We start from the raw sequence: 26159 nt of genomic DNA on the forward strand, positions 1-26159 counted from the left end.
GGCGGCAATACTTCGGATCGCCGCCGCGCGGACCGGCAGCGCCTATGCATGTGCCTTGCGACGGGCTGCGACGACGAGCCAGATCGAGGACAGCAGGAAGTAGAAGGCGCCGAACCCGGCATAGGGCACGATATCGAGGATCGTCGGCGCGGCGGCGGCAAAGGACTGGCTGATCATGTAGCCGCCGGCAAGGGCCGATTGCGCGCCGCTCAGGATCATGACCCATTGGGCGCCGTAGATGCGCCAGCGCCTTACGCCGGTATAGAGCTGCAACAGGCCGGAAAGGATCGCCCAGGCCCCGAAGACGGCCAGCACCGCATAGGTGCTGTGGCCGAGCGCGATGGCGACGGCAAGCGCCGTGACGGTGCTGACGGCGACATTCAACGTCTGGGACGGGTTGGCCTGCAGGCCGCCATTGACCCTGGCGTCGATCAGATTGGCGAGCGCATCCCACAGGGGATAGACCACCAGCAGAAAGGCCACGGCGCCTGGCTGCCCGGCAAGGAGAATGGCGGCGGCGATCCAGATCACCGAGAAGGCGGCGCGGGTGAAATAATAGGCTCTCAGCCAGTCGGACTGGAGGGAAGATCGAGTTTGCATCGGCAGGTTCCTTTGTAATTTCCTCCCTACTAGTAGGTAGGTTAAAAATAGGAGTCAACGCCGCGGCCGCACACCTTCTTGTGATGCAAGCGATGCAGCTCGAGGCTTGACAATCTGCCTACCAGAAGGTAGGTGACGCTATGAAATCAATGGCTTCGACGTCCGACAAAATCCTCGACATCGCACAGTCGCTCATCGTGGCGGGTGGCTACAACGGCTTCAGCTATGCCGATATCTCAGCCGCGATCGGCATCCGCAAGGCAAGCATCCACCATCATTTTCCGACAAAGGCCGAGTTGGTCTCGGTGCTGGTGGATCGTTACATCAAGCAGGCGGAGGCGGGTTTGCAGTCGCTGCGCGGGCAGGCTGCAAGCCCCGCCGATCAGCTGCATCTCTACATAAACTATTGGAACACATGCATCCGCGACGCCTCGCGGCCCTTCTGCGTCTGTGCGATGCTGGCGAGCGAAATGCAGATGCTGCCGGAAGAGGTCGCCTCCCGCGTCCGCGCCCATTTCCAGGGCCTCGCGGCATGGCTGGCCTCGGTGCTGCAGGCAGGCGTCGAGCAAGGCCACTTCCGGCTGGACAAGCGGCCGGAAGAGCAGGCGCAAATGCTGATGGCCTCGGTCCATGGGGCGATGCTCTCGGCGAGGGCACTCGGCGATCCCGGGCTGTTCATTGCGGTCGTGGGGCCTGAGATTGCGAGGCTGCGGGTAGCATAACGATCTGAGCAATGGCGCGCTGCGGGCCTCGAAGGGCGAGGCGAGCGCACTGGTTGATGGATGCAGGCGCAGCGCTGCGGCGTGTCCTTCGAGGCTCCGGCCTCTGGCCTGCGCGCCTCAGCAAGGATGAGGCTCTCTTGGGCGCGAGACAGTTTCTTTTTCCTTTACCGGCATGCCGTGTGGCACCCCCCTCTGTCCTGCCGGACATCTCCCCCACAAGGAGGGAGATCGGCAAGAGGCTTGACCATCGCCCTCTCTCGAACGGCAGCGACAATCACTATGCTTTAGTTGTTTGGGGAAGCCATCTCGCCCAGCCGATCTCCACCCTTGTGGGGGAGATGCCCGGCAGGGCAGAGGGGGGTGATCCACGGCACCCCCATCCACTCTCATCCTGAAATACGCGTCCCCGTCGCACTGCCGCGCCGAAGCTCAAGTCGCTGCGCGATCACTCCCCGCCTTCCGCAAGCCCATCCCGCACCATCGCATAATAGCCGGCAAGCTCCGGTATATCCGCAGCCAGCGTGTCGAAAACCGGGTCGGACGGTGCAAGCGTGGCGGCGTATTTGGCGTCGATGAAGGCCTGGTGGGCGGTGAGGGCTTCGGTGTCGGCCTTGTGCACGACGGTGAAGACGGGTGAGGGGACGGTGCGGCCTTTGACGATGATGCGGTCGAGTTCGACGATGATGTAGGTGTTGGCGACGAGCCTTGCGGTTTCTTCGCCGAGCAGCAGCGCCACGCCGTAATTCTTCGAGGCGCCTTCGAGGCGGGAGGCGAGGTTGACGCTGTCGCCGAGGCAGGAATAGTCGAAGCGGCGGTTCGAGCCCATGTTGCCGACGATGCATTCGCCGGTGTTGATGCCGACGCCCATCTTCAGGACGTGCGGCTTTCGGCCAAGGGTGGCCGCCTCCCGCTCCAATTGGGTATTCAGTCTCGAAATCGCGGCCTGCATGGCGAGCGAGGCGCGCACGGCATGCAGCGCATGGTCGGGATCGTCGAGCGGCGCGTTCCAGAAGGCCATGATGCAGTCGCCCATATATTTGTCGATCGTGCCGCCGTGATCCATCACCACGTCGGAAAGCGGCGTCAGCAGCCGGTTGATCAGGCCGGTCAGCTGCTCGGGATCGTCCTTCAGCGTCTCAGCGATGGTGGTGAAGCCGCGCACGTCCGAAAACATCACCGAGAGCGTGCGCCGCTCGCCGCCGAGCTTCAGCTGCGAGGGGTCGTTCGACAGGCGCCGGACGAGATCCGGCGAGATATACTGGGCGAAGGCGCGGGTGATCTGGCGCTTGTTGCGGCGCTCCTCGGCGAAATCGAAGGCGGCCTGGCCGAAGACGACGGAGATGTAGGCGACTGTGGGCCCGAGCGGCGAGACGAAGACATGGGCCAGCCGGATGCCGGCAAAGCTGACGGCCGCAAAAGCGAGGAGGGCGGCCGCGCTGGTCACGACCGTCAGCCATCCCGTCGAGCGCCAGACGGTGGCGGCGGCAAGCAGCACCGATATCAGGATGCAGGCGGCAACCGTCGGCAGCCGGGCTTCGGCGATCGACAGGCCATTGCGGATATTGTCGTAGATCGTCGCCTGGATCTCGACGCCGGAGACGAGTTTGCCGGTGTGGACGGTATAGGGTGTGGCAAAGGCATCGACGCCGCCCTTGTCGATGGCGGGCGCATTTTGCAGGCTGAGGCCGACCAGCACGACGCGGTCCTTGAAATAATCCGGCGGCAGCAGGTTCTTCGGGTCGAGCGCCTGGTAATAGGAAACGGTGGGATAGCTGCGGGCCGGGCCGAAGGATTGGATCAACTGGCCGGCCGGCACGGAGGCGCGTGCCGCTCCTGCCGTCTTCGCGAGCATGGCGGCAAAGCCGTCCTCGTAACCCGGAATGCGCCGGAAGATGCCGTCGCCGCTGAGATCGATCGAGGCGATGCCGGTGACGGCCCCCGCTTGCGTTAGCTGCGGCAGCGGTGTGGCGCGGATCAGCTGCGAGGCCTGCGGCGTCTCGATCAGCGTCTCGTCGCCCGCCAGCACGATATCGGCGCCGACCGCCGCGGCGATCGCCGCGTCATTATCCGGGTTCGAGGGCTCGGCCATGATGATGTCGAGGCCGACGACGCGGGCGCCGGCGGCGCGCAACTGGCTGACGAGTTCGGCATGCAGGCTGCGCGGCCAGGGCCATTGCGCGTTGATATCGGCTAGCGAGGGTTCGTCGATCGCGACGATGACAGGCCCGCCCTGCGGCGGGCGGGGATCGTCGACGGTCGAGAGATAGTCGAAGCTTCTGAGCTCCAGCAGCGACCAGGCAGGCAGGCGCGACAGCAGCGAGATGGCGATCAGCGTGGTCAGCGACAGCACCAGCAGCCGGAGATGACGGCTCCTGATCTGCCTGGCCTGCCGGGGCTTGTCCCGCACCTGCATCAGAAGCGGACTTTGAGCGTGCCCTTGAAGGCGCGGCCCCAGCCGGGCACGCCGGGGGTGATCTCGAAGTCCTCGTCGAGCAGGTTATAGGCGGCCGCCTCCAGCTCCATGCGCTTGTCGAAGGGTTCCCAGACCAGGTGGGCGTCGAGGCTCCAATAGTCGTCGAGCTTGGTGCCGAACCGATCGCCATCGCGCTCGCCGATATAGTTGGCGGCAACGGTTGCCTTGACCTTGGCTTCGTTGACCCAGGTCAGTGCGATCTGGCCCGAATTCTTCGGAATATAGGGCAGGGAGCCGCCGTAATTCGGCTCCAGCGGGTCCTTGTTCTCCGATTCCATATAGGCATAGGTGGCCGAAAGGCCGAAGCCGTGGCCGAGCACGACGTTGGCGGTGACGGCGGCGCGGTCGATGCTGCCGCGCGACAGGGGCAGGCTATCAACCGCCGGCAGCGCGATCATCGGCAGGTCGATCGAAAAATCATGCAGCTCCTGGTGCTGGTACTCGACCGAGGTGAAGAAGTTGTCGGTCCATTCGGCATCCCATTCCAGCGCGGCCGTATCGGCGTAACCTTCAGTGCCGACGGAAAACTGGTTCGGCTGAAGGCCGAGGATGCCGATCGGGGCAAGGGTGGGAACACCGGTATTGACGCTCTGGCGCATGAAAGCGGCGCGCAGCCAGTGGTTCTGGTTGGGCGCCCAGGCAAGACCGAAACGCGGCTCCAGCCGGCTGACATCAATGCCGTCGCCCGAGAGGCGCGTGCCGAACAGCGCATATTCGGCCTTCAGGTCAGGCGTGATCTCATGGAGCACGTCGACATAGGCGCGGGCGATGTTGACGTGGCTGCTTGCTTCTGTCGGGCCAATCGTAGCTTCATCGACAAAGCCCGGTACGAGGGTATCGAAATGAAAGAAATCCCTGCTGCTGACGTCGGTCCAGCCACCCTCGATGCCGTATCGCCAAGTCAGTGTATCGTCGCCAATGCTGTGGCTGACCGCCGCAATATACGTCTTCGATTGGGTTTCTTCGCTTGATTCCGCAAACGGAACCATATCCGGGGCGGGAGCGCGGGTGAAATCCGAGGCGTCAAATGTGAGATCGTAATTCGTTTTCACCCTGCTTTCCGAATAGAGAAGCGCGGTGTTGAGCACATTTCGGTACGCGAAAGTGTGGCTCCAACCCAAGCCCGCATTGGTTCTTTCCGTCTCGTCATATCGATTGCGGTAGAGCGGCAGGTCCAATGTCCGTATGGTAATGCCAAAAAGGGGTAGGAAGAATTCGTCGTTGAGGCGATCAGTCAGAGCGGTGCTCCTGGTCAGCGCAGCCAGCGACCCGTACGCCTTGCCATGATTGACAAAGCTCACCACGCGGTCGTCCGGCGTGATCGTCGCTGTGAGATAGCCATTGCCGCCGAGGATCTTGTTGTCGGTGGAGAAGCCGCCGAAATCCGTATAGTTGCCGTCGCGGGCAATCTCTTCCCAGCTGATGTTGCCGTAGAAGCTGATCGGGATGGTCTCATTGGAATAGCCTTGGATATCGGCCTCGCCGGTGCGCCTCGTATGGCCGTCGACGCTGTTGATGCCGCCGCCGAGCGAGCCTTCGATGAAGGGCACGTCGAAGAGTGATGCCGAGCGCGAACGGCCGGAGAGCATGTGCGGAGAAATCAGCAGGCCCTGGATGAAGGATGAATAGCTCGACGCGTTGCCGCGGTTTTGGATGATATTGTCGTCGCTGAAATTCGTGGCGTTGACGAAAGGAAAGATGCTGCCCTTGATCGCCTGATCGATATAGCCGCTGCCTTTGAAGGGATCGAAAACCGCATCGCCATAATAGCGGCCCCAGGCATCCAGACCCTGTAGCCGGAAGGCGTTGTTCAGGGTTGAGCCGGCGCTCGCATTGGCGCCGAGGCCGCTGTAATCACCGCCACGGGCGCGCGAGCGGCGCAGGAATTCCTGCGCGTTGCGGATGGCGCCATCTGAATCGTAATCGTCGATATCGATCGCGGTGCGGAACGCCGCGATGACCGGATCGTCATCGTCGAGACGGTTGGCGTTGTCGAGCGCCTGCTCGGAGGGAAGCCGGTCGCCCTTTTCGTAGTGTGCGGCTGCCAGCATGAACTGCGACTGCGAATGCGCGGGATTGGCGGTGCTGGCGGCGAGCAGGTCTTGCAGGGCCTTGTCGCGCTCGCCGGTCTGAAGATAGTAGCGGCCGCGGGCAAGCAGCGCGAGATCGAAGGAGGGGTCGAGGGCGATCGCGGTGTCGATCTCGCGCTTGGCTTCCTTCATGCGCGCCTGGTCGAGATAGAGGATCGCGAGGTTCGCGTGCAGGAGCGGGTCCTGCGGATCGAGCTCGATCGCCTTCTTGAAGGCCGTTTCCGCCTCGCCGTTGGCATCGCGCGAACTCTGCAGCAGGCCGAGTGAATTCAACGTGCTCGACCCGCCGGGCGCGAGTTCGATCGCACGATTGAGATCGGCAAGCGCGCCGTCGATGTCGCTCTCATAGTTTGCCTTGTAGCCCGCGCGGGCGGCGAGCGCCATCGGATGATCGGGGTCGAGCGCCAGCGAGCGTTCGATCGCTTCCTTCATCTGCTCACGGTCGTCGGTGAGTTCCGCCAGCTGGGCGCGCACCGCCGGCAGGGTCGGATCGTCCGGATAACGCTGTTCGGCTTTCTTGATGATCTCGAGCGCGGCGCGCGGGTTTTCCAGGAAGCCCGTCGTATAGGCATGCATGATCGCGCCGTAGGGGCCGGCGCTGTTGGCCGGCGGCGGTTCGGCATGGGCGGGGTCGGCGAGCGAACGGGCGAAATAGCCGCCATATTGCGCCATGTTGCGGCGTGTCGGGTCGAGATGCGGCAGGGCCTTCTGGAAGAGCCTGGCTGCATCGCCATAGCGCTTTTCGGAGCCGGCAATGGTGGCGTCGATCAGGTCGACGCGCGCCTGCTGGGCTGCCGTCAGTTTGCGGCCGCGGATTTTCTCCAGCGTCGCGGCCGCGGCCTGGCGACCGTCGAAGGCGCTCTGCACTTCGGCAAGTTCCAGCCAGTCTTCGCTCGTGCGGCGCTCCGGCGGCAGCGCCAGCAGGCGGCGGCGCTCCGTCGCCATGCGGTCGGCCCGCAGCGGTGAGGTCGGCATCAGGTCGAAGCCGTCGCGCAGGTCGAGATAGAAGAGCATCTGCTCGCGGTCGTCGGGATTGACGCTGATGATCTTGGTCGGCGCCTGGCCGATGGTGGCGACCGCACCTTCGCCCTCGCTCACCTCGACGCTGCCTTGCGGATTGCTGAGCGCCACGCGGCCTTCGAGCACGATCATCGAGGTCTTGGCGCCCTCGACGGTCATCGTCCAGTCCGTGCCGCGGATGGCGGCTGCGGCGGCAGGTGTTTCCACGGTCAGGCCCTGGCCGCCGCGCTCGGCGCGCGCCCAGATGGTGCCGGATTGGAGATTGAGCACCGTATCGCCGCTCGCGGCCATCTTCTTGACCTGCAGCGAGGAATTGCGGCCGAGGCGGACCTGCGTGTGATCGGAAAAGACGATGGCGAGCTGGCCGTTGGCATTGGTGCGCAGCACGTCGCCGGTCAAAAGATCCTGGTTGATGTCGACGACGCGCCAGTCCGACACGTCGATGAAGCGGACTTCCTCACCGGTTTTGCGGGCGATGACGGAGCCGGCGACCGGCGTTGCGCGCTGCACGGGATCGGCCATTGCCGGCAGCCCGAAATTGGGCACGGCAAACGCAAGCGCCATCCCGACGCGACAGATGTTATTGGAGTAACCCCGCATGTCCTCGACCCCATACCCCGCTTCCCCTTTGTCCGTGTAAAGTGAAAAAGTCAAGCACGTTGCACACGTGTTCTTGCTTTCGTTCCAAAGTGTACTATCAGGGAAACACTTTTGGGGTGGAGTATTGACGTGAGCGAGTTCGAAAATGCCACTGAGGTTATGCTGAGCAATCCCTCGAGCGGGGACGTCAGCACCGAATATTTTGATCATATCAAGAAAATCAACGACATATTTTACGATCAGATCAAGATATCCGATCAAAAGGCCGCCTATATCTTTACTTTCATGCTCGCCTTTCTGGTCAGCTCCAGCGAGGTGAGGGCGGTCTTCAGCCTGGCGCGCTACACCGGCAGCGCGCCGGGCAGCATGCTGTTCTCCGGCCTGCTGGCCGCAGCCTCGGTCTTCTCCATCCTGTCGGCGATCCTCGTCGTGCTGCCGCGCCGTCTCGGCGCTTCCACCTCGCTGTTCTGGGGCGCCTGGCCCAAGCATCGCGACATGTTCTTCGACGCCGCGCTTCGCCGCGACGAGCGCTACCTCTTCGACCAATACTTCGAAAACGCCAACATCCTCTCCGCCATCGCCCGTAACAAATACCGCTGCGTTACGTTTGCGTTTCGCGGGCTGATGGTCAGCGTGATTGCTTATGTGCTGCTTTTGGTGGCGGGGTGAGGGTGAGGTTCTCGGAAGAGCCTCCCCGAAGGTGCTCGTAGGGGCCTTGAGAAGCGAGATGATGCGTTAACCTTCCTTCCCTCATTCCTGTGCTCGTCACAGGAATCCAGCCACCGCGCGTCCGCGCGGTGAATGACTCAATACGAGAGTTGAAAAGTCTCTCGCGCCCAAGGACTTGGGCGCACTGGATTCCTGTGACAGGCACAGGAATGAGGGAGGAGAAGGCAGTGCCCCAATGAAGCATCGTGGAGAGGCCGCGCAGATCACGCAACCAAGAGTCCAGGCCGGAACCTCGAAGGGCGAGGCAGGCGTTGCTGATATCACCGAAAATTGAAGCCCCTCGCGCGGCCGGGCGTCCTGCGCGGGCCAAGCTGTGTTACAGTTTCCCCGCTTGATGGCGCGGGGATTTGTCGATGTTGACGACGATTGCGGTGCTCATGGGTCTTTCCGGTCTCGTTCCGGCCGCAGGCGCCGGCGGCAACGAAGTCGACGTCACGCTGGTGCTTGCCGTCGATACCTCCCGGTCGATGGATTTCGAGGAGATCAGCATCCAGCGCCGGGGTTATGTCGAGGCGCTCAAGCACAAGGAATTCATCGATGCGGTGAAAGGCGGGCTCACCGGCCGCATCGCCATCAGCTATTTCGAATGGGCCGGTTACGTCGTCCAGGATTCGATGATCGACTGGCAGGTGATCGAGACGGAAGCGGATGCGATCGCCTTTGCCGACAAGCTCGACGCCCGGCCGATCGGCACGCAGCGGCGCACCTCGATCTCGACCGCCATCGACCAGGGCGCCAGCATGATCGCCACCGGTCCCTTCCAGGGCAGACGCGAGGTGATCGACGTTTCCGGTGACGGCCCGAACAACTCGGGCGATCCAGTCACGCCCGTCCGCGACAAGACGGTGGCGTCAGGCATGATCATCAATGGGCTGGCCATCATGCTGCGTCCTTCCGATGCGCCCGGCGGGCTCGACAAATATTACGCCGATTGCGTCATCGGCGGCCCCGGCGCCTTCGTGCTGCCGGTCCACAGAATAGAGGATTTCGCCATCGCCGTGCGCCGCAAGCTGGTGCTGGAGATCAGCGGCCTGTCCCCGCCGCCGACGGTGGAGAGGGTCGCCGGCGCCGGGCCGCTGACGGATTGCCTGATCGGCGAGAAGCAGTGGCGGGATATGTTCTACCGGTGAGGTGGTGGGCGACGGTCAGCGTCTTGGGACGAGAGGGGTGCCACACGGCGCGCCGGTAAAGGTCCTCCGGCGAGGGACGGCGGGCCAATCCCGCCGTCAATTGCGCGGGCTTCTATGCCGCAAGAGCCGCGCGCGTTTTCCCGATCATCAGAGCGGCGCGCGCCGCCTCGCGGCCTTTCTCGACGAAATGGGCGCGGTAGATCTGCGTGTGATGCTCGGTTTCTTGGTAGTGATGCGGTGTCAGCGAGACCGACAGAACAGGCACGCCTGTATCCATGCCGGCGCGCATCAGGCCATCGACCACGGCCTGGGCGACGAATTCGTGGCGGTAGATCCCGCCATCGACGACGAAGGCGGCGGCGATGACGGCGGCGTAGCGGCCGGTGGCGGCAAGATCGCGCGACAGGAGCGGCATTTCGAAGGCGCCGGGAACATCGAACACGTCGATCTGCTCGGCGGGAACGAGCTGTTGGAAACCTTCGAGCGCACGGTCGACGATATCGGCGTGCCAGCCGGCTTTGACGAAGGCATAACGGGTGGGTGTCATAGTCATCTCCTTTGGCGTACAGACACGTCACCCAAGGCGATCACGAACGTCCGCCGCCGGCCCGGGAGGGCAGCAGCAACGCGCGTTCTCTTTCATCCGGACTATGACCGTCGGCTCAGGCATCTCACCTGATCTGCTGACCCTTCCGAAGAAGGCGCTCGCGGGCTCGCAATCGAAACTGCATACCGCCGGTAGGGACTTTCACCCCGCCCTGAGAACGGCGCGACAATAGGGGCAAGGCGGCGGGCTGGCAATAGGGGGAAGATGGTTTCGTGGGTGGGGTTGGCGGCTGATGGATACAAGGAGCACCGTTGCAGCATGTCCTTCGAGGCTCCGGCCTCTGGCCTGAGCGGGATGAGGGATGTTGCGGGATGCTGCACGCTGCTCCAACCTCCCTCATCCCTGTGCTCGTCACAGGGATCCAGCGCGCCTAAGTCCTCGGGCACGGGAGACTCTCTTCATTCCAGGTGAGCCATTCGTGAGTCATTCACGGCGCGGACGCGCCGTGGCTGGATTCCTGTGACAGGCACAGGAATGAGGAGGAGAGGTGGTGCCCCCTCGAAGGGCGAGGGGAGTGCTCTGACAGACGATAGATGCATACCCCACCACCCTTGCTGATCACGCCCTTCCGCCTACATGCTCCTGCTGAGGACATCCATGTCGAAAAAGCATGCCGCTCGGCGTCATAAGGGGCAGGGCAGCAACCATGGGAGAGAGCGATGCCAGAATCTTTCGTCGTCCATCGCGAGGCGCATATTGCGGCGCCGCCGGCGGCGGTGTTTGCGCTGATGACCGATCCGGAGAAGATCCTGCGCTGGATGGGGACGGAGGCGGAGATCGAGCCGGAGCCGGGCGGGCTTTATCTCGTCAACGTCACCGGCGCCCGCTTTGCGCGCGGCTCGTTTCGCGAGGTGGTGCCGGTGCATCGGCTTGCCTACAGTTTCGGCTGGGACGGCAGCGAGGTGGTGCCGCCGGGATCGAGTCTGGTCGAGATCGACCTGATCGAGCAGGGCGGCGGGACGCTTCTGCGGCTCACCCACAGCGGTCTGCCGAGTGCGGAACAATGCGCCGGCCATGAGGAAGGCTGGGCGCATTATCTCGGCCGGCTGACCGAAGTCGCGGCCGGACGGAACCCCGGTCCGGATCCTTTTTACGGCAGGACATGAACGGTTTTCGGCAGGCGGGGGACGCTCCTCAAGCGCCTGACGCTGCGGGAGGAACGGCTTGCCGGCGCTGCGGCCGGGCGTCCAAAAGCGCTGTTTTCCTGCCTGCAAACATGAACGTGCAGTTCATCTCCAGTTCAATTTGGCGCTCCTAAGGTGGTTGCGGCTGGATGAAATGGAGTTTTCGATGAAGGCACTTTCTATCGCGGCTGCCTTGCTCGCTGGCAGCCTCTCGATCGGCACAGCGCAGGCGATGCCGGTAGGGACAATCAAGGTTGAGAGCACTGTCACAAAGGTCGACTACGCCTGTGGCCGCGGCTGGCACCTGACCCGCTGGGGCGAATGCCGGCGCAACTGGCGCCGCCCGCCGCCGGTGGCTTTCTACGGCGGTCCGCCGCGCTGGGGCTGGGAACGGCGGCATCACCGCCATTGGGACGGCCCGCGCTGGCGCGAGGAGCGGCGCTGGGATCGCGAACGCCGCTGGCGGGACGATTACTAAAATCCTTGGACAGAGGCAGACGAACGAAGGCCGGTGCGATGTTTCGCCCGGCCTTTATTTCTTGGAAATGACGGCTGCGCTCAGATGCGGCTGACGAGCCAGTGCTTTCCGTCGATCAGCTCTTCGAGCTCGGCCGGGTCCTTGACCCCGAACTCGAACCACTCGACGAGTTCCCTGGCCTTCCGTTTGCTCTCTTCCGCCGTGAATTCGATCCCATAACGCGCACACCAGCGCCGAAGGATCGACGTCAGCAGCGTCATGTCATTCCCGTCAAGCGGATCTTTCGGCCAATATGTCGTGCCCATAGCAACCCCTCAATCGCTAATGACAAGCTGGCACATAACCGAATCAATGTCGCGCAATTTAAAGGTGTTTATCTGGTTGTTTTCCACCGTGGTGAACGGTTTTCCACAGGCTTGTTCGGCGGTGGGGTTGACAGGATTGTGGAACGTTCGCTTGCGAACATCTCGGGGCGATGCCAATCTCAACACATGGATCTGCCTCCCTCCCTTGCCTGGCTGATTGACGAGGCCGCGGCGTCGCCTGGTCCCGAGCGCTTCCTGGCCGAGCTCGGGCGCCGGCTGCTGGCCGATGGCCTGGCGCTTTCCGGCGGGGCGCTGACGCTTTCGGTGCCGCATCCGATCATCGCGCGGCGCACCTGGCTGTGGCGGGCCGAGACCGGGGCGGTCATCGAGGCGCTCGCTTTTGCCGCCGCACCGCGAAGCGATGCCGGGCGCGAGTGGCTGGCCGGGCTCGGGCCGGTTTGGGAGGAGAGGATCGGGCCTTCGCAGGACGGCGCCATGCTCGGCTGGGCTGGCATCGGCAAGGGGGCAGGGGCGGGTAAATTCGCTTCCGATGAAGCCGCGCGGCTGAAGGAGGTCGCGCGTTTTGCCGCCGCGCCGCTGGCAGCGCTGGCGGCACGGGAGGCGCGGGCGGCTCTTCTCGAAGCCTATCTCGGCCGGCGCAGTGCGGCGCGTGTCCAGTCCGGCGCGCTTGCCCGCGGCACCGGCGAAACCATTCGCGCGGCACTTCTCTGCGCCGATCTGCGGGATTTCACCGCGCTTTCTGAAGTGACGGAACCGCAGGCGATGATATCGGCGCTCGACGCTTATTTCGACCGCGTCGCCGGCGCGGTGCACGCCTTCGGCGGCGAGGTGCTGAAATTCATCGGCGACGGCGTGCTGGCGATCTTTCCCGTCGCGAAGGCTTCCGGCGACGAAGCCCGGGCCGATCGGGAAGCCTGCGAGGCGGCGCTGCGGGCCGTCGCCGCCTGCCGCGCCGGCATGGCTCATCTCGACCAGATGCGCCAGGCCCAGGGGCTGGCGCCGCTGCCCTTCGGCGCGGCGCTCCATTTCGGCGAGATCCTCTGGGGCAATATCGGCGCCGCCGACCGCCTTGATTTCACAGCCATCGGCCCGGCCGTCAATCTGGTCAGCCGGCTGGAAGGGCTCTGCAAGCCGCTCGGCCGAAGCGTGCTGATCTCGGGCGCCGTGGCTAATAACACCGAAGGCCCGCTGACGCCGCTCGGCGAACACGTGCTGCGCGGCATCGCCGAGTCCTGCGCCGTCTTTGCCCTGCCGGAGGATTGAGACAGCCGTGTTTTCTCAGAAAGCGCGCGAAAGAATCCTGATTGTTAAACTCCTCTTTTTTGGCTAAAGCCTCTGCGCATCAGAGGGGAGTTGTCAGATATGACTCGATACGCAGGTAGATTTTTCTCGGTCCTGGGCCTGTCCGCAATGCTGGTGGCAGGTGCCGCCCAGGCGGATGATGGCAAGAAGGTTTCGATCGTCGATGATCGCGGCGTCATCATCGATGATCGCGGCGTTACCGTCGAAGTCCCGGCGCAGCCGAAGCGCATTGCCTCGATTTCCTATTTCGCCGACGACGTGGCTCTCGCGCTCGGCATCAAGCCGGTCGCAAGCACCTATATGACTTCAGGCCGCGAGCCCGATTTCCTGCTCGGCCTGACGTCCGGGATGAAGCAGATCGGCCAGCGCGCCAAGCCCAATCTCGAACTTCTCTCCGAAGCCAAGCCGGACCTGATCATCGCCATCCGCCGCTACACGGCCGGCAATGCTGCCCAGCTTCAGAACATCGCGCCTTACGTTGCCTACAATATGGAGCTGCTCGAAGAGAGCTACAGCGAGACCGCCGCCCTTTCCAAGCTGCTCGGCAAGCCCGAGCGCGGCGAGCAACTGAACGCCGATTTCCGCAAGCATCTGGCGGAGTTCGCCGCCAAGGCGCCTAAGGATGTTCATCCGCGCTTCCTGATCATGTGGGGCGGTGCGACGCCTTTCGCTTTCCATACGGAAAATACCTCGGCCTCGATCGTGGCTGCGATCGGCGGCGACAATGTTCCCGGGCCGAAGACCGTTGGCGGCGAGTTCGGCATCGACCTCAGCCTGGAAACCATGCTGGAAAAAGATCCGGAGGTCATCTTCGTTTATGATTCCGGCCCGGATCGCCCACATGAAGGCAACCCGATCTGGTCGCAGCTGTCGGCGGTGAAGAACAACCGCGTCTTCTATGTCGGCGACCAGTGGGTCGAGACCAATGGCCCGATCGCCCGCGAAATCGTCCTGCGCGAGGCCGCGCACTACCTCTACCCCGATACGTTCCCGGCCGTCGACGTCAAGGCCGAAGCCGCCAAGCTGATCCCGGCCGAGTTGCAGAACTAATTCCGGGACAAGGCTTGCAATGAGCCCCCGGCAATCATTCCTGGCCATAGGGCTCATCGCCGTCGCCGCCACGCTGGCGGCGATGCTCGGCCTGCTGGTCGGCGCCAAGACGCTTTCAGTGGAGACCGTGTTGCGCGTGCTCCTGGCGCCCGACGGCAAGCTCGAATCCATTCTCGTCTGGACGCTGCGCCTGCCGCGCAGCCTAGCGGCGGCGGCCGGCGGAGCGGGCCTTGCGGTTTCCGGCTACGTGTTGCAGACGCTGACGCGCAATCCCCTGGCCGATCCCGGCATTACCGGCGTGACCTCGGGCGCGGTCGCGCCGATCGTCTGCTGTTTCGTCTTCTTGCCTTGGCTTTCGCCAGCCTATTATCCCTTCATCGGCCTTGCCGGAGGGCTTGCCGCGGCTTCCATGACGTTCTGGGTGTCGCGCGGCGGGCAGGGACGGCCATTGCAGCTTGCGCTTGGCGGCGTCAGCGTCTCGCTGTTTCTGGGCGCGATCACCACCTATGTGCTGCTCTTGACCGGGCCGCAATCGGCATCGCTGCTCTTCTGGCTTGCCGGTGGTTTCCAGGGGCGCACCTGGTCTCATCTCTTCTACATGCTGCCCTGGACGATCGCCGGCGTCGTCGGGGCGTTGGTTCTGCGGCGCGTCATCGGCATGTTCACGCTCAGCGATCATGCAGCGGCCGGAATGGGCCTGCAGCTCGGCCTGTGGAAGCCGCTCATCCTCATTCTGGCCGTCGTCCCGGTCGCGGGCATCGCGCCGATCGCCGGGCCGGTCGCCTTCGTCGGGCTTGCCGCTCCCCACATCGCCCGGCTGCTCAAGCCCAGCGGCACCGGATGGGAGATCGCGTTGAGCGCGGCTCTCGGCGCGCTAATCGTGACGGTCGCAGACGTTTTCGCGCGCAGCATCGCCATTCCGCGCGAGCTGCCGGTCGGCATCATCACCGCATTGCTTGGCGGCCCGATCTTCATCTATCTCGTCCAGCGCGGACGGCTGAGCCTTGCGGGTGAGACGCGATGAGCGCGCCGGCATCGATATCGGCCGATTCAACAAGTTTCGGCATGGCCTTCGCGCTTGGCGTCTTCGCGCTCCTGTCGCTAGCGGCGGCGGTCTTCCTCGGCGTCGCCGATATTCCCATGGGTGACGTCGCGGCCGTCCTGACCGGCGGCGGTTCGGCGGAAGCGCGGCTGATCATCCTCGATATCCGGCTGCCGCGCATCGCCACCGGCATTCTCGCCGGCATCCATTTTTCGTTGGCGGGATATCTCCTGCAGACCATCACCCGCAATCCGCTCGCCGACCCATCGCTGATGGGTGTGTCGCAGGGGGCCACGCTGTCGGTGACGATCTTCCTGCTCTTTACCGTCTATATCTTCGAGCCGGGCTCGAACACGCTGGCCGAACTGCCGGTCGCATGGCTGCCTGCGGCAGGCCTTGCCGGCGGCCTGCTTGCCGGCGGCGTCATCTATCTGCTCGCCTTCCGCCTCGGGCTCAGTGCGTTGCGCATCACGCTCTGCGGCGTGGCGGTCGGCGCGGTGCTGCATGCGATGGCGATCGGCCTCATCGCCGGATGGGGATCGGCCCGCATCGAGATCATTCTCGAATGGCTGTCCGGCAGTCTTTACGCCCGCAGCTGGGATCACGCGCTCTTTCTGCTGCCCTTCACCATCGCCGGGCTCGCCATGCTGCCGGTCATCTACCGGCCGCTGACGCTGCTGCGGTTCGATGCGCCTGTCGCACGCTCCTTCGGCCTCGGCTATCGCAGGCAGTTCTCGATCGTGCTGATCGTCTCCTGCGCGCTTGCGGCGAGTGCCGTCGGCGCGGTCGGCCCGATCGTCTTCGTCGGCCTCATCGTGCCGCATCTCGCGCGCCTCCTGTCGGGACGGAATTTCATGCTGTCGCTTGCGCTGACGATCGTGCTCGGCGCCGTCATCGTTACGCTCGGCGATCTCATCGGCAGGCTGCTGGGGCAGGCCGAGGAAATTCCGATCGGCGTGGTCACAGCCGTCTTCGGCGTTCCGCTTCTGCTCGCGCTGCTGCGCAAAACCATGTGAGGCCGAAATGCCATTGTCCTGTTCCGACCTCTCGGTGACGTACAACAAGCGCAAAGCTCTCGACAGCTTCAGCCTTTCGCTCGAAAAGGGCGAGATCCGGGCGCTGATCGGCCCGAACGGTTCGGGCAAGAGCACGGCGCTGCATGCGCTGGCCGGGCTCATCCGCCCGGCCGAGGGCAGGGCGTCGCTCGACGGCATTGCTGTCGCCTCCATGTCGCGCCGGATGCTGGCGAAGCGGCTCGCCTTCCTGCCACAGCAGCCGACCGCACCCGATGAGATGACCGTCGCCCAGCTCGTGCGCCAGGGCCGATATCCGCATGTCGGCCTGTTCCGCTCTTATGACAGCCGCGACGAAGAGGCGATCGAATGGGCGCTCGAAAGTACCGGGCTGTCCGATTTGGCCGACCGCAGCCTGCGGGAACTGTCCGGCGGCGAACGGCAGAGGGCGTGGATTTCAGCCGCTCTCGCCCAGGAAGCGGAGATCCTGCTGCTCGACGAGCCGACCTCCTTCCTCGATATCGGCTATCAGGTCGAGGTGCTCGATCTGGTGCATCGGCTGAGCCGCCAAAAGGGCGTGACCGTCGTCATGGCGATCCATGACATCAACCAGGCAATCGCGGTCAGCGACCGCATTTCACTGCTCGAAAAGGGGCACCTCAGGTTCGACGGCGCCCCGCGTGAGCTTGCCGAGCGCAACCTCGTCCAGGAAATCTTCCGCGTCAGGGGGCGTTTCGTCCAGGTCACTGCAGATAGTCCGCCGCATTTCGATGTCGAGCTGGTGAAACTTCAGTCGGTGCCAGGCGTGATCCAGGTATAACCGTCATCAGATTGCAATACAGCTCGACACCTATATTCTAGTTGCATCGACTGCGTTTGTTGCAGGGGGCGGGGGGCATAAGATGACTGGTATCAAGGGAACGGAAGAACCTTCAAAGCGCGAGCTTTTCGAATTCGAGAAAGAGAAGTTCGACAAGGAATTCAAGTACAAGCAGGAGACGTCGCGCATCGAGATGATGCGAGAGCGGTTCGGTTTCCTCAAATCACCGTTATTGCTGGCAATATTCGGCGGCATCATCACGATATTCGTCAATTCCATCACGGCTTATTACTCCAACCAGAACACCATCGCTCTGGAAAGAGAGAAGAGCGAGAACACCATCACGCTGGAGCGGGAAAAGCTTCAGTCGGAGCTGATCAAGAAATATCTGGAAGTGCCGGACAGCGCCGCCAGAATTGCCAATCTTCATTTTCTCGTCGATTCTGGCCTCATTCCCAACTACAGCGGCCCGGTTTCGGAATATCTGAAGAAGGATCCTGCACTCGCCCCGCAGACGGTTTCCGCCGCGACCGCATCGGCGGCCGATAATTGGCGGGCCTTCGGCGGCAACAACATACTGGATGGCGGCGTGTTGAAACGCGTCCAGAATGCGGGGGAATCGCTGGTGCTCGTGATGATCCGGCAGAGCGTTCGGGAATGGCAGAAATGCACCGGTTTCCTGATCGGCGAGCGGACGATAGCGACGATCGGTTATTGCGTGCCGGGCGACATTGCTGCGGGCTCACCGAAACTCGGCGATATAAAGCTGCAGGGAGTCGCCGCAGCCGGGGCCGAGCCACGGGTCGAAAGTGTCGTTCTGCGCGGCGAGGGGTCTTCCGATCACCGGATCGCTTTGCTGAGGCTGACGGCTCCCGTCTCTGGAAAACAGATCCTGAAGATAAGGCCAGATGCGCCCGTCGTTGGCGACCGGCTGATCATGCCGTTCCTCAAGGGAGATACCGCCGATTTCAGCGCCTCGGTGGATGCCGAATGCAGCATCAGCGAGATCGACGAACAATCCGTCATTGCCTATCGCTGCGACGGCGATGTCGGCGCGGCCGGCGCTCCGCTCGTCTCCTTCGCGACGGGGGAGGTGATCGGCATCCATTCCTGGTCCGGCGAAAAGGCACGGTTCGGCATCCGCGTCAATCCGTCAGACCTGCTGTAGATGCGATCTCCTGGCCGCCTCAGCGCTTCACCAGCCTGAAGACGATCTTGGTCTGGGTGTAATAGTTGAGCGCATCGGCAAAGTCCGGCGTCCAGCCGTCCGCCACGAAGGGGATGAAGCCGTCATATTCGAGCTTGCGGGCGGAGACGTCGAAGCCCGCCTTTTCGAAGGCGCGGCCGTAATCGGTGATCGATCGATCCTGAACGACGGTGTTGGTGCGTGTGGCCACGAGCTCGCGCCATTTCGGCCAGAGCGGGTTGTCCGTGTGGCATCCGGTCACCGCGTAATAGACGCCGCCCGGTTTCAGTGCCTGGCGGATGTCGGCGGCGTGGGCGTCGATATCGGGGACGAGATAAATGACCTCGTGGCTGAGGGCGAGATCGAATTCCTCGCTCCAGCCGTCCAGCCTGCCGCCGACCTGATGCTGGATCGGCAAATTGCCTTTCAGCGTCTCGGCCTTGGCGATGGAGGTTTCGGCGATGTCGACGCCGAGCGCCTTGCGGAACGGGCGGATCGCATAGAGATGGCGCAGCAGGCCGCCCTGGTTGCAGCCGAAATCGAGCACGCTTTTTTCGGAGAGGTCGCGCTCGAGGATCAGATCGATCAGGTGGCGCCAGATGGGCGCATGTCCATCGGCCATCCTGTCTTCGGCATTGGGGTCGATGTACCACGTGCCGATGTTTTTCTGCGCTTCCTCAGCCATCCCGTACCCTCGTTCATGCGGATCATGGCGACGGTCTTAGGGGGCGGAATCATGCTTGGCTAGGTGCGATGCCGGTTTTCAAGAGCCTTTCCAGCTCAATGAATTTTGCAAAGAAATCTTTGCAAAGATATGTTTGCAATGTATGCTTAGATCATGAAAGAACAGGATTCTGACCCTGCCGCAGATGCCGCCGCCTCCCGTACCGTCAGCCGGGTCGTGCCCGAACCGACCGCGCTGAAGGCCTTGGCGCATCCGGTCCGGCTGCGCATGCTCGGCATGCTCAGGATCGACGGCCCGGCCACGGCGACGCAGCTTGCCGCCCGGCTTGGCCTGAACAGCGGCGCGACCAGCTATCATCTGCGCCAGCTCGCCCAATACGGCTTTATCGAGGAGGTGCCGCATGCCTCGCGGCGCGACCGCTGGTGGCGCGCGAGCCATGAGCTGACCTCGGTGCCGCCGAGCGAAGCCGAGGGGGAGGCGCTGGATCTCGATATCGCCTTCAACCAGGCCGCACTTTCGCTGCAGGTCGGCCAGATGCAGGAGGCGCTGGAGGAATATGCCGATCTGCCGGCCGAATGGCGCAAGGCGACGGCCGCCGACGACGTCATCATCCCGATGACGGCCGAACAGGCGGAGGCCCTGACGAAACGGCTGAGGAACATCATTCTCGAAGCGATGCAAGCCGCCCCGCCGCTGGGAGAGGCGGCCTCTCAAAATCCTGACGTCGTTCCTTTCTATGTCATGCTGCATGCCTTCCCTTATCCGGGCCGTGTTCCGCACCGCGAGCGGGAGGACGAGCCGTGAGAAGGGGCGGACCCTTCCTGGCGCTTGCCGCCGCCGAGACGCTTTCGCTTTCCGGCACCCGGCTTTCGACCATCGCCATTCCCTGGCTGGTGCTGAGCGCCACAGGCAGCCCGGTGCTGACCGGGCTGACGGCGATGATGGAGATGTTGCCCTATGTGCTGGCCAAGGCGCTCGGCGGGCCGCTGATCGACCGCGTCGGCGCCAAGCGCATCGCCATCCTCTGCGACACTGCTTCGGTTGTCGTGGTCGGGCTGGTGCCGCTTCTCGATCTCTTCGGTCTCTTGACCGTGCCGGTGCTGCTGCCTCTCGTCTTTGCCATGGGCGTGCTGCGCGGGCCGTCCGATGCCGCCAAGCAGGCGATGGTGCCCGATATCGCGGCGCTGGCGGACGTGCCGCTCGAGCGGGTGACAGGTGTTGCCAGCGCCATCGAGCGGCTGGCCTCGACGGTCGGCGCGGCCGGCGCCGGCGCGCTGATCGGGCTCATCGGCCCAGGCCAGGCGCTCGTCGTCAACGCCGTCACCTTCGCCGCCGCCGCGCTGGTCGTCAGCCTGGGCATAACAGGCATGCCGCGCATTCCCGAGCTATCCCAGGCTTCGCCGGGCAAGGTCTCGTCCTATCTCGACGATCTCCGCGAGGGCTGGCGCTTTCTCAGCGGCGATGCCGTTCTGGTCAGCATCGTCGCCATGGTGGCGATCACCAATTTGCTCGATCAGGCCTATCATGCCGTGCTGCTGCCCGTCTGGACGCGGGATGCCGGTCACGGGCCGGAGCTGCTCGGCGCGATGTTTGCCGCCTTCACCGGCGGCTCGATCGCGGGGGCGGCGATTGCCGCCGGCATCGGCGAGCGCTTGCCGCGCCTGATCGTCTATACCGTGGCTTTTTTGCTGACCGGATTTCCGCGCTTTCTGGTGCTGGCGGTCGATGCGCCGCTCGGCTCCGTCTTCGCGACGCTCGCCATCGCCGGCTTTGCCTCCGGCTTCCTCAACCCCATCCTGTCGGCGGTGATCTTCGAGCGCATCCCCAAACCGCTGACCGGCCGCGTTACGGCGATGAACGCGGCCCTCTGCTTTGCCCTCATCCCCTTCGGCGGCCTCGTCGGCGGCGCGCTGATCAGCACGATCGGCCTTGCCGGAGCACTGTTCCTCACCGGGCTCGCCTATCTCGCCGCCACCCTTGCGCCGCTGGCGCTGAGGAGCTTTCGCGGTTTCGATAAGGCTGTGCAATTCTAGCCGCGACGCCCGAACTCCCCAGCCATCAGGTCGATGAAGCCGCGCACGCGTGGTTCGAGCAGACGTTTGTCGGGGTAGAGCGCCACGATCTTGGCGTCTTCGGTTTCGAGGTGAGGCAGGACGTGGCGAAGGCGGCCGGCGGTCAGATCGGCGGCGATCAGGAAATCGGGGAGGAGGGCGACGCCCAAGCCCGCCAGCGCCGCGTCGCGGATGGCTTCGCCGCGGTCGAGCCGCAGGCGGCTGCGCCCCGGCGCCTTGACGAGGGCGCCGCCTTCGCCGCGGAAGCGCCAGCCCTGCCTTTGATTGCGGCTGGTGAAGAACAGGCAGTCATGGGCGGCGAGATCTTCGAGATCGCGCGGCTCGCCGCGCTCGGCGAGATAGGAGGGCGAGGCGCAGAGCCGCAGCTTTTCGCTTGCGATGACGCGCGAGGCGAGGCGGCTGTCCGAAGCCGAGGGCATCGCGCCGATCCGGATGGCGAGATCGAAGCCTTCCTCGACGATGTCGGCGAGGCGGTCGGTGAAGCTCACCTCAGCCTGGAGATCGGGCCAGGCGCGCAGATATTTTTCAAGCAAGGGCAGCACCACGAGCCGGCCGAAGGCCTCGGGAACGGTGAGCCGGAGAACCCCGCGCGGCGTGCCGCTCTTGCCTGCGACACTCGCCTCCGCCTCGTCGACCGAGGCGAGGATCTGCAGCCCGCGCTCGTAGAACAGCCGGCCTTCCTCGGTCAGGCTGAGGCTCCGCGTCGTCCGCGTGAGCAGGCGCGCACCCAGCCGGTCCTCCAGGCGGATCACGGCCTTTCCCGCCGCCGAACGCGAAAGCCCCATGGCCTGACCGCCGCCGACAAAGCTTCCGGCATCGACGACGGCCATGAAGATCAGGATATCGTTGAGGTTCGTGCGTGGCATGAGGCAACTCGAGCGGTTCGGTACAGCCATAACTCGGTCAGCCATGCGATGGTTCAAGGCTTGGGGCGTTGATGCTGCTTGAGGTAGGGGGCGCCGACTGTTGGCGGCATGCTTGTAGAAGACCCCGCCCCAAACCCCTCCCCACAAGGGGGAGGGGCTTAACTTGCCGCACCAGCTTCCTAAATCTTCGACGTTTCGGGAGGAGCGAGACGGTGCCTCAGCTTAGTCCCTCCCCCTTGTGGGGAGGGGTTGGGGAGGGGTCTTCGTCCGGCTGGACACAAGGCATTCTCCATCCTCGCTCTTTGATAAGCACGGGAATAGGCCGGGTGATGCCCGCGCCCAAAACCCGTCCTTCGATAAAGCCATCAATATCGCCGCCGAGCTCACCGCCAGCCGAGCGCCGGCGCCACATGGGTCAGGATCGCCTCGATGACATGGGCATTGTACTCCACGCCGAGCTGGTTGGGGACGGTGAGCAGCAGCGTGTCGGCTTCGGCGATCGCCTCGTCTTCGGCGAGCTGCCTGATCAGCACGTCGGGCTCGGCGGCGTAGCTGCGGCCGAAGATTGCGCGGGTCTTCTCGTCGATGAAGCCGATCTTGTCTCCTTCGTCGCCGCCATAGCCGAAATAGGCGCGGTCGCGCTCATCGACCAGCGCGAAGATGCTGCGGCTGACCGAGACGCGCGGCTGGCGCGTATGGCCGGCCGCCTTCCAGGCCTCGCGATAGGCGCGGATCTGATCGGCCTGCTGGACGTGGAAGGGCTCGCCGGTCTCGTCGTCCTTCAGCGTCGAGCTCTGTAGGTTCATGCCGAGCTTGGCCGCCCAGACGGCGGTGGCGTTGGAGCTTGCGCCCCACCAGATCCGCTCGCGCAGGCCTTCGGAATGCGGCTCGAGGCGCAGCAGGCCCGGCGGGTTCGGAAACATCGGCCGCGGGTTCGGCTTGGCGAAACCTTCGCCGCGCAGCACTTCGAGGAAGACTTCGGCGTGGCGCCGGGCCATGTCGGCATCGCTCTCGCCCTCCGGCGGGCCGTAGCCGAAATGGCGCCAGCCGTCGATCACCTGCTCGGGCGAGCCGCGGCTGATGCCGAGCTGCAGCCGCCCGCCGGCGATGAGATCGGCCGCACCGGCATCCTCGGCCATATAGAGCGGGTTCTCATAGCGCATGTCGATGACGGCGGTGCCGATCTCGATCCGCTTCGTCCTGGCGCCGACGGCCGACAGCAATGGGAAGGGGGCGGCGAGCTGCCGGGCGAAATGGTGCACGCGGAAATAAGCGCCATCGGCGCCGAGCTCTTCGGCCGCCATGGCAAGGTCGATCGATTGCAGCAGCGCGTCACCCGCCGAGCGCGTCTGCGATTGGGGCGAGGGCGTCCAGTGCCCGAAAGAGAGAAAACCGATCTTCTTCATGGCCAGGCCTTTATCCGTTGGGTTTGTGGTGGATCGGTCATGGCATGGTTTGGGGCCGCAAGACAATCGGGAGCGGAGGGATGCGGCTTTCTTGAGCGCGCGTGGTTGGATTCTTGCCCGCGTATCGCGTGCGGCCCCCTCATCCGCCTGCCGGCACCTTCTCCCCGCTGGGTAGAAGGGATGTTGCCGCAAGGCCTCGCTCCCAATCGAAGCGTTTCATATGGTTACAGCCGTGCGCCGCTGGCTCCCACTTCTCCCCAGCGGGGAGAAGGTGGCCCGTAGGGTCGGATGAGGGGCTGCACGGCACGCCCTCTCTTCCAGTATCCTCGTGTCTTACAGAGAGGCGGGTGAACCTTCATCACCGCTTCATGCCCCGCCCACCAACAAGCCGCAACCACGGTGCCAGGTGGAAGCCGGTCATCAGCAGGTACATCGGCGCCATCCCGGCGAGCGGAAAGGCATCGGGCATGGTCATGCAGATCATATCCGGGCTCCCGGCCGTCAGCAGCGCCATGACGCGAAGGTCGGGGCGGCGGCGAGCGACAGAAAATCGGCGACGGAGGGGGCGGATTTGCGTGGCTCGGCGGCGGGGCCGGCTGCGGCGAGCGACAGCCAGTTGGCGGCGTCGAGGGAGGGGCCGGCGTCGTCAGCCCGTTTCGAGGCGTGAGCGAAGAGCGCCATTGTCGTCACTCCTTGCCGTAGCGGTCGTGGTGGCGCCACCAGATGCCGGTTTCGTTGCGGCCTTTCGGCGCGCGGTCCAGCCATTGGTACATTGCCCAGAGACCGTCCAGCCCGCGCGCATAGCTGGAATAGCTGTGGTAGACGGCGCCGTCGATCAGTTCGAAGGCGCTGACGCCAGGGCGGTCGCGGGTGTAGGTGGGGACGTCGGTGCCGGTCATGGAGGCGATCTGGACGATGGGTTCGTCGCTGCCGCGCGGCTGCCATTCCGGCACTGTCTTGCCCGCCGCCGGCTCGGGAGCGGGCGGTTCGCGGCGATAGTTGTATTCGATCTCGCCCTGGCGCTGCTGCTCCGGGCTGAACCAGACGCTGAAATCGGCGTTGAAATCGCTGCCTCCCGACGACGCCCAGGGAAAGCTCCAGTCCATGCGCCGCTTGAAGGCCTCGAGCTTTTCGAGCGGGGCGCGCGAGACGGCCCAGAAGGCGACGTCGTGATTTTCCAGATGGACGAAGAAACCGTTGAAGCCATCGGCGATCGAGGAGCAGGAGGGGCATCCGGCGCTGTAATCCGGCCCGAACATGAAGTGATAGACCAGAAGCTGCGAGCGCCCGCCGAAGAGATCCTTCAGCGAGGCGCCGCCGCCTTCGGTGTTGAAGCGATAGTCCTTGTCGATCCGGACGCGGGGCAATTGCCGGCGTTTGGCCGCCAGCGCATCGCTTTGCCGCGTCAGTTCCTTTTCCTCCTCGAGCAGATCGAGCCTTGCGGCCAGCCATTCTTCGCGTGTTGCGTTCGGCACTGTCATGGGTCTTCTCCTTTGCCTGTCTCTCGTCGTAGCATCCGGCTCGGTTGCGGCCGTTGGATGAAGCTTACGGCCGGGCAGGCGAATGGCGGGAGTGACAAGTGTGACGGGATTTGAATGGACTCGCTGATCACGGCCGCCGCGCGGGCGCTGGCATCGGGTGATGCGCTGGGTGCCTTGAAGCGGGTGGCGCTGCGCGACGATGCGCCGGCGCTCGCGCTGCGCGGCATTGCCATGGCGCAGCTCGGCGATCTCGTCCGCGCCAAGGCGCTGTTGAAGAGTGCGGCGCGTGCCTTCGGGCCGCGCGAGGCGGTGGCGCGGGCGCGCTGCGTGGTCGCCGAGGCTGAAATCGCGCTCGTCTCGCGCGACCTGACATGGCCGACGAAGGCGCTGGAGACGGCGCGCAGGGTTTTGGAAGCGCATGGCGACCGGGTCAACGCCGCCCATGCCGGCAATATCGCCATTCGCCGGATGGTGCTGATCGGCCGGCTCGATGAAGCTGAGCGCGCATTGGCCGCGCTCGACCCGACGCCGCTGCCGCCGCCATTGCGGGCCGCCCATGAGCTGGTGGCATCGGGCATCGCGGTCCGGCGGCTGCGGACGGAGGCGGCGCGCGCCGCACTCGACCGGGCGAGGCTTGCGGCGCGGCAGGCCGGCATGCCCGTGCTGACGGCGGAGGTCGAAACCGCCGCCCGCGTGCTCGATCTGCCGGCGGCGCGGCTGATCTCCCGCGGGGACGAACGGCCGCTGCTGCTTGCCGAGGTGGAGGCGCTGTTTTCCGGAAGCACGCTCGTCGTCGATGCCTGTCGCCATGTCGTGCGCGCGGGCGGTGCGGTCGTGCCGCTCGCCAGCCGGCCGGTGCTTTTCGCGCTCGCCCGGGCGCTTGCCGAAGCCTGGCCGGCGGATGTGGCGCGTGGCGCGCTGATTGCGCGGGCCTTTCGCGGCAAACATGCCGATGAATCCCACCGCGCCCGGCTGCGCGTCGAGATCGGCCGGCTGCGCGCCGAACTGGCCGGGCTGGCGGAGGTCTCGGCGACCAAGCGCGGCTTTGCGCTGTCGCCGGGCGGCGCGGCCGAGATCGCCGTGCTCGCCCCGCTCGTCGAAGGGCCGCATGCGGCGGTGCTCGCCCTCCTTGCCGATGGCGAAGCGTGGGCGAGTTCGGCGCTTTCGATCGCGCTCGGCGCCAGCCCGCGCACCGTGCAGCGGGCGCTGGATTCGCTCGCCGGCGAGGGCAGGGCGCAGGCGATCGGTCGTGGGCGGGCGCGCCGCTGGATGAGCCCGCCGCTCTCCTCTTTCCCGACGATCTTGTTACTCCCCGGGCCGCTGCCGAGCGACTAGTA

The 26159-nt window shown here is 64.6% G+C and carries 23 protein-coding genes, 1 pseudogene and 1 riboswitch; of the genes and pseudogenes, 14 read left to right on the top strand and 10 right to left on the bottom strand.

Features of this window, described 5'->3' with window-relative positions:
* Nucleotides 1-42: 42 nt before the first annotated feature.
* Nucleotides 43-600: a DUF308 domain-containing protein gene (locus QD408_RS20465; RefSeq protein ID WP_414140555.1), complete on the bottom strand. Its 558-nt coding sequence runs from the start codon at nucleotides 598-600 to the stop codon at nucleotides 43-45.
* A 140-nt stretch (nucleotides 601-740) separates the two neighbouring features.
* Between QD408_RS20465 and QD408_RS20470 the strand changes: the two genes are divergently transcribed.
* Complete coding sequence (locus QD408_RS20470) at nucleotides 741-1322, top strand: TetR/AcrR family transcriptional regulator (RefSeq protein WP_414140556.1); 582 nt, start codon at nucleotides 741-743, stop codon at nucleotides 1320-1322.
* Nucleotides 1323-1767: 445 nt separating this feature from the next.
* Here QD408_RS20470 and QD408_RS20475 read toward each other — a convergent pair whose 3' ends face one another.
* Both QD408_RS20475 and QD408_RS20480 read right to left on the bottom strand, forming a co-directional pair.
* Nucleotides 1768-3735 carry a CHASE2 domain-containing protein gene (locus QD408_RS20475; protein ID WP_414140557.1) on the bottom strand — a complete coding sequence of 656 codons (1968 nt, stop codon included), beginning with the start codon at nucleotides 3733-3735 and terminating at the stop codon, nucleotides 1768-1770.
* Nucleotides 3735-7505: a FecR domain-containing protein gene (locus QD408_RS20480; protein ID WP_414140558.1), complete on the bottom strand. Its 3771-nt coding sequence runs from the start codon at nucleotides 7503-7505 to the stop codon at nucleotides 3735-3737. The genes QD408_RS20475 and QD408_RS20480 overlap by 1 nt, the downstream gene beginning before the upstream one ends.
* A gap of 129 nt (nucleotides 7506-7634) precedes the next feature.
* Here QD408_RS20480 and QD408_RS20485 point away from each other — a divergent pair, with 129 nt between their 5' ends.
* Together QD408_RS20485 and QD408_RS20490 are read left to right on the top strand one after the other, a co-directional pair.
* Nucleotides 7635-8174: a Pycsar system effector family protein gene (locus QD408_RS20485; protein ID WP_088685328.1), complete on the top strand. Its 540-nt coding sequence runs from the start codon at nucleotides 7635-7637 to the stop codon at nucleotides 8172-8174.
* A gap of 413 nt (nucleotides 8175-8587) precedes the next feature.
* On the top strand, nucleotides 8588-9364 hold the full coding sequence (locus QD408_RS20490) for a DUF1194 domain-containing protein (RefSeq protein ID WP_088685327.1): 777 nt from the start codon (nucleotides 8588-8590) through the stop codon (nucleotides 9362-9364).
* Nucleotides 9365-9476: 112 nt separating this feature from the next.
* On the opposite strand, the gene QD408_RS20495 is transcribed toward QD408_RS20490, so the two are convergent.
* Entirely contained in the window at nucleotides 9477-9911 is a 435-nt protein-coding gene (locus QD408_RS20495) for a 6,7-dimethyl-8-ribityllumazine synthase (protein WP_011425937.1), read from the bottom strand.
* 80 nt (nucleotides 9912-9991) lie between these two features.
* Nucleotides 9992-10134: riboswitch (FMN riboswitch) on the bottom strand.
* Between the two features lie 496 nt (nucleotides 10135-10630).
* Here QD408_RS20495 and QD408_RS20500 point away from each other — a divergent pair.
* Both QD408_RS20500 and QD408_RS20505 read left to right on the top strand, forming a co-directional pair.
* Nucleotides 10631-11077: an SRPBCC family protein gene (locus QD408_RS20500; RefSeq protein WP_414140559.1), complete on the top strand. Its 447-nt coding sequence runs from the start codon at nucleotides 10631-10633 to the stop codon at nucleotides 11075-11077.
* A 184-nt stretch (nucleotides 11078-11261) separates the two neighbouring features.
* Nucleotides 11262-11573, top strand: coding sequence for a GCG_CRPN prefix-to-repeats domain-containing protein (locus QD408_RS20505; protein WP_088685367.1), 312 nt, complete (start codon nucleotides 11262-11264; stop codon nucleotides 11571-11573).
* Nucleotides 11574-11653: 80 nt separating this feature from the next.
* Here the strand turns inward: QD408_RS20505 and QD408_RS20510 are convergent, their stop codons facing one another.
* Nucleotides 11654-11878, bottom strand: coding sequence for a hypothetical protein (locus QD408_RS20510; protein ID WP_088685325.1), 225 nt, complete (start codon nucleotides 11876-11878; stop codon nucleotides 11654-11656).
* A gap of 186 nt (nucleotides 11879-12064) precedes the next feature.
* On the opposite strand from QD408_RS20510, the gene QD408_RS20515 reads away from it, so the two are divergent.
* The 6 genes from QD408_RS20515 (at nucleotide 12065) to QD408_RS20540 (ending at nucleotide 18294) form a co-directional block, all read left to right on the top strand.
* Nucleotides 12065-13162: an adenylate/guanylate cyclase domain-containing protein gene (locus tag QD408_RS20515; protein ID WP_414140560.1), complete on the top strand. Its 1098-nt coding sequence runs from the start codon at nucleotides 12065-12067 to the stop codon at nucleotides 13160-13162.
* 99 nt (nucleotides 13163-13261) lie between these two features.
* Nucleotides 13262-14251 carry an ABC transporter substrate-binding protein gene (locus tag QD408_RS20520; protein ID WP_414140561.1) on the top strand — a complete coding sequence of 330 codons (990 nt, stop codon included), beginning with the start codon at nucleotides 13262-13264 and terminating at the stop codon, nucleotides 14249-14251.
* A 19-nt stretch (nucleotides 14252-14270) separates the two neighbouring features.
* Nucleotides 14271-15275 carry a FecCD family ABC transporter permease gene (locus tag QD408_RS20525; RefSeq protein ID WP_414140562.1) on the top strand — a complete coding sequence of 335 codons (1005 nt, stop codon included), beginning with the start codon at nucleotides 14271-14273 and terminating at the stop codon, nucleotides 15273-15275.
* A 41-nt stretch (nucleotides 15276-15316) separates the two neighbouring features.
* A complete protein-coding gene (locus QD408_RS20530) occupies nucleotides 15317-16309 on the top strand; it encodes a FecCD family ABC transporter permease (RefSeq protein ID WP_414140603.1) in 993 nt (330 codons plus the stop codon).
* A 7-nt stretch (nucleotides 16310-16316) separates the two neighbouring features.
* The gene (locus tag QD408_RS20535; protein ID WP_414140563.1) at nucleotides 16317-17126 is read left to right on the top strand and encodes an ABC transporter ATP-binding protein; all 810 of its coding nucleotides are present in this window, start codon (nucleotides 16317-16319) and stop codon (nucleotides 17124-17126) included.
* Between the two features lie 82 nt (nucleotides 17127-17208).
* Complete coding sequence (locus QD408_RS20540) at nucleotides 17209-18294, top strand: trypsin-like serine peptidase (protein ID WP_414140564.1); 1086 nt, start codon at nucleotides 17209-17211, stop codon at nucleotides 18292-18294.
* A 19-nt stretch (nucleotides 18295-18313) separates the two neighbouring features.
* Here the strand turns inward: QD408_RS20540 and QD408_RS20545 are convergent, their stop codons facing one another.
* Entirely contained in the window at nucleotides 18314-18997 is a 684-nt protein-coding gene (locus tag QD408_RS20545) for a class I SAM-dependent methyltransferase (protein WP_088685319.1), read from the bottom strand.
* 153 nt (nucleotides 18998-19150) lie between these two features.
* On the opposite strand from QD408_RS20545, the gene QD408_RS20550 reads away from it, so the two are divergent.
* Both QD408_RS20550 and QD408_RS20555 read left to right on the top strand, forming a co-directional pair.
* The gene (locus QD408_RS20550) at nucleotides 19151-19801 is read left to right on the top strand and encodes a helix-turn-helix domain-containing protein (protein WP_414140565.1); all 651 of its coding nucleotides are present in this window, start codon (nucleotides 19151-19153) and stop codon (nucleotides 19799-19801) included.
* Entirely contained in the window at nucleotides 19798-21030 is a 1233-nt protein-coding gene (locus QD408_RS20555; protein WP_414140566.1) for an MFS transporter, read from the top strand. Before QD408_RS20550 ends, QD408_RS20555 begins: the two co-directional genes overlap by 4 nt.
* Here QD408_RS20555 and QD408_RS20560 read toward each other — a convergent pair.
* The 4 genes and pseudogenes from QD408_RS20560 to QD408_RS20575 all read right to left on the bottom strand — a co-directional run bounded on the left by QD408_RS20560 (nucleotide 21027) and on the right by QD408_RS20575 (nucleotide 24822).
* Nucleotides 21027-21935 (bottom strand): LysR family transcriptional regulator, encoded by a 909-nt coding sequence (locus QD408_RS20560; protein ID WP_414140567.1) that lies wholly within the window; start codon nucleotides 21933-21935, stop codon nucleotides 21027-21029. The genes QD408_RS20555 and QD408_RS20560 overlap by 4 nt on opposite strands.
* A 383-nt stretch (nucleotides 21936-22318) precedes the next feature.
* Complete coding sequence (locus QD408_RS20565) at nucleotides 22319-23341, bottom strand: LLM class flavin-dependent oxidoreductase (RefSeq protein ID WP_414140568.1); 1023 nt, start codon at nucleotides 23339-23341, stop codon at nucleotides 22319-22321.
* A 358-nt stretch (nucleotides 23342-23699) separates the two neighbouring features.
* Nucleotides 23700-24022: pseudogene (locus QD408_RS20570) on the bottom strand (hypothetical protein).
* Between the two features lie 5 nt (nucleotides 24023-24027).
* Nucleotides 24028-24822: a DUF899 domain-containing protein gene (locus QD408_RS20575; RefSeq protein WP_414140569.1), complete on the bottom strand. Its 795-nt coding sequence runs from the start codon at nucleotides 24820-24822 to the stop codon at nucleotides 24028-24030.
* A gap of 114 nt (nucleotides 24823-24936) precedes the next feature.
* Here QD408_RS20575 and QD408_RS20580 point away from each other — a divergent pair, with 114 nt between their 5' ends.
* A complete protein-coding gene (locus QD408_RS20580; RefSeq protein WP_414140570.1) occupies nucleotides 24937-26157 on the top strand; it encodes a helix-turn-helix domain-containing protein in 1221 nt (406 codons plus the stop codon).
* Nucleotides 26158-26159: the final 2 nt, after the last annotated feature.

Source organism: Rhizobium sp. BR 249 (assembly GCF_047445895.1).
Lineage (GTDB): Bacteria > Pseudomonadota > Alphaproteobacteria > Rhizobiales > Rhizobiaceae > Rhizobium.

Excerpts from the sequence above, each read along its gene's own strand:
- QD408_RS20505 (WP_088685367.1), top strand. The coding sequence starts at position 11,262 with ATGAAGGCACTTTCTATCGCGGCTGCCTTGCTCGCTGGCAGCCTCTCG.
- QD408_RS20525 (WP_414140562.1), top strand. The coding sequence starts at position 14,271 with ATGAGCCCCCGGCAATCATTCCTGGCCATAGGGCTCATCGCCGTCGCC.
- QD408_RS20495 (WP_011425937.1), bottom strand. The coding sequence starts at position 9,911 with ATGACACCCACCCGTTATGCCTTCGTCAAAGCCGGCTGGCACGCCGAT.
- QD408_RS20550 (WP_414140565.1), top strand. The coding sequence starts at position 19,151 with ATGAAAGAACAGGATTCTGACCCTGCCGCAGATGCCGCCGCCTCCCGT.
- QD408_RS20515 (WP_414140560.1), top strand. The coding sequence starts at position 12,065 with ATGGATCTGCCTCCCTCCCTTGCCTGGCTGATTGACGAGGCCGCGGCG.
- QD408_RS20540 (WP_414140564.1), top strand. The coding sequence starts at position 17,209 with ATGACTGGTATCAAGGGAACGGAAGAACCTTCAAAGCGCGAGCTTTTC.
- QD408_RS20470 (WP_414140556.1), top strand. The coding sequence starts at position 741 with ATGAAATCAATGGCTTCGACGTCCGACAAAATCCTCGACATCGCACAG.
- QD408_RS20475 (WP_414140557.1), bottom strand. The coding sequence starts at position 3,735 with ATGCAGGTGCGGGACAAGCCCCGGCAGGCCAGGCAGATCAGGAGCCGT.
- QD408_RS20480 (WP_414140558.1), bottom strand. The coding sequence starts at position 7,505 with ATGCGGGGTTACTCCAATAACATCTGTCGCGTCGGGATGGCGCTTGCG.
- QD408_RS20535 (WP_414140563.1), top strand. The coding sequence starts at position 16,317 with ATGCCATTGTCCTGTTCCGACCTCTCGGTGACGTACAACAAGCGCAAA.
- QD408_RS20500 (WP_414140559.1), top strand. The coding sequence starts at position 10,631 with ATGCCAGAATCTTTCGTCGTCCATCGCGAGGCGCATATTGCGGCGCCG.
- QD408_RS20465 (WP_414140555.1), bottom strand. The coding sequence starts at position 600 with ATGCAAACTCGATCTTCCCTCCAGTCCGACTGGCTGAGAGCCTATTAT.
- QD408_RS20560 (WP_414140567.1), bottom strand. The coding sequence starts at position 21,935 with ATGCCACGCACGAACCTCAACGATATCCTGATCTTCATGGCCGTCGTC.
- QD408_RS20520 (WP_414140561.1), top strand. The coding sequence starts at position 13,262 with ATGACTCGATACGCAGGTAGATTTTTCTCGGTCCTGGGCCTGTCCGCA.
- QD408_RS20545 (WP_088685319.1), bottom strand. The coding sequence starts at position 18,997 with ATGGCTGAGGAAGCGCAGAAAAACATCGGCACGTGGTACATCGACCCC.
- QD408_RS20580 (WP_414140570.1), top strand. The coding sequence starts at position 24,937 with ATGGACTCGCTGATCACGGCCGCCGCGCGGGCGCTGGCATCGGGTGAT.
- QD408_RS20490 (WP_088685327.1), top strand. The coding sequence starts at position 8,588 with ATGTTGACGACGATTGCGGTGCTCATGGGTCTTTCCGGTCTCGTTCCG.
- QD408_RS20565 (WP_414140568.1), bottom strand. The coding sequence starts at position 23,341 with ATGAAGAAGATCGGTTTTCTCTCTTTCGGGCACTGGACGCCCTCGCCC.
- QD408_RS20510 (WP_088685325.1), bottom strand. The coding sequence starts at position 11,878 with ATGGGCACGACATATTGGCCGAAAGATCCGCTTGACGGGAATGACATG.
- QD408_RS20575 (WP_414140569.1), bottom strand. The coding sequence starts at position 24,822 with ATGACAGTGCCGAACGCAACACGCGAAGAATGGCTGGCCGCAAGGCTC.
- QD408_RS20530 (WP_414140603.1), top strand. The coding sequence starts at position 15,317 with ATGGCCTTCGCGCTTGGCGTCTTCGCGCTCCTGTCGCTAGCGGCGGCG.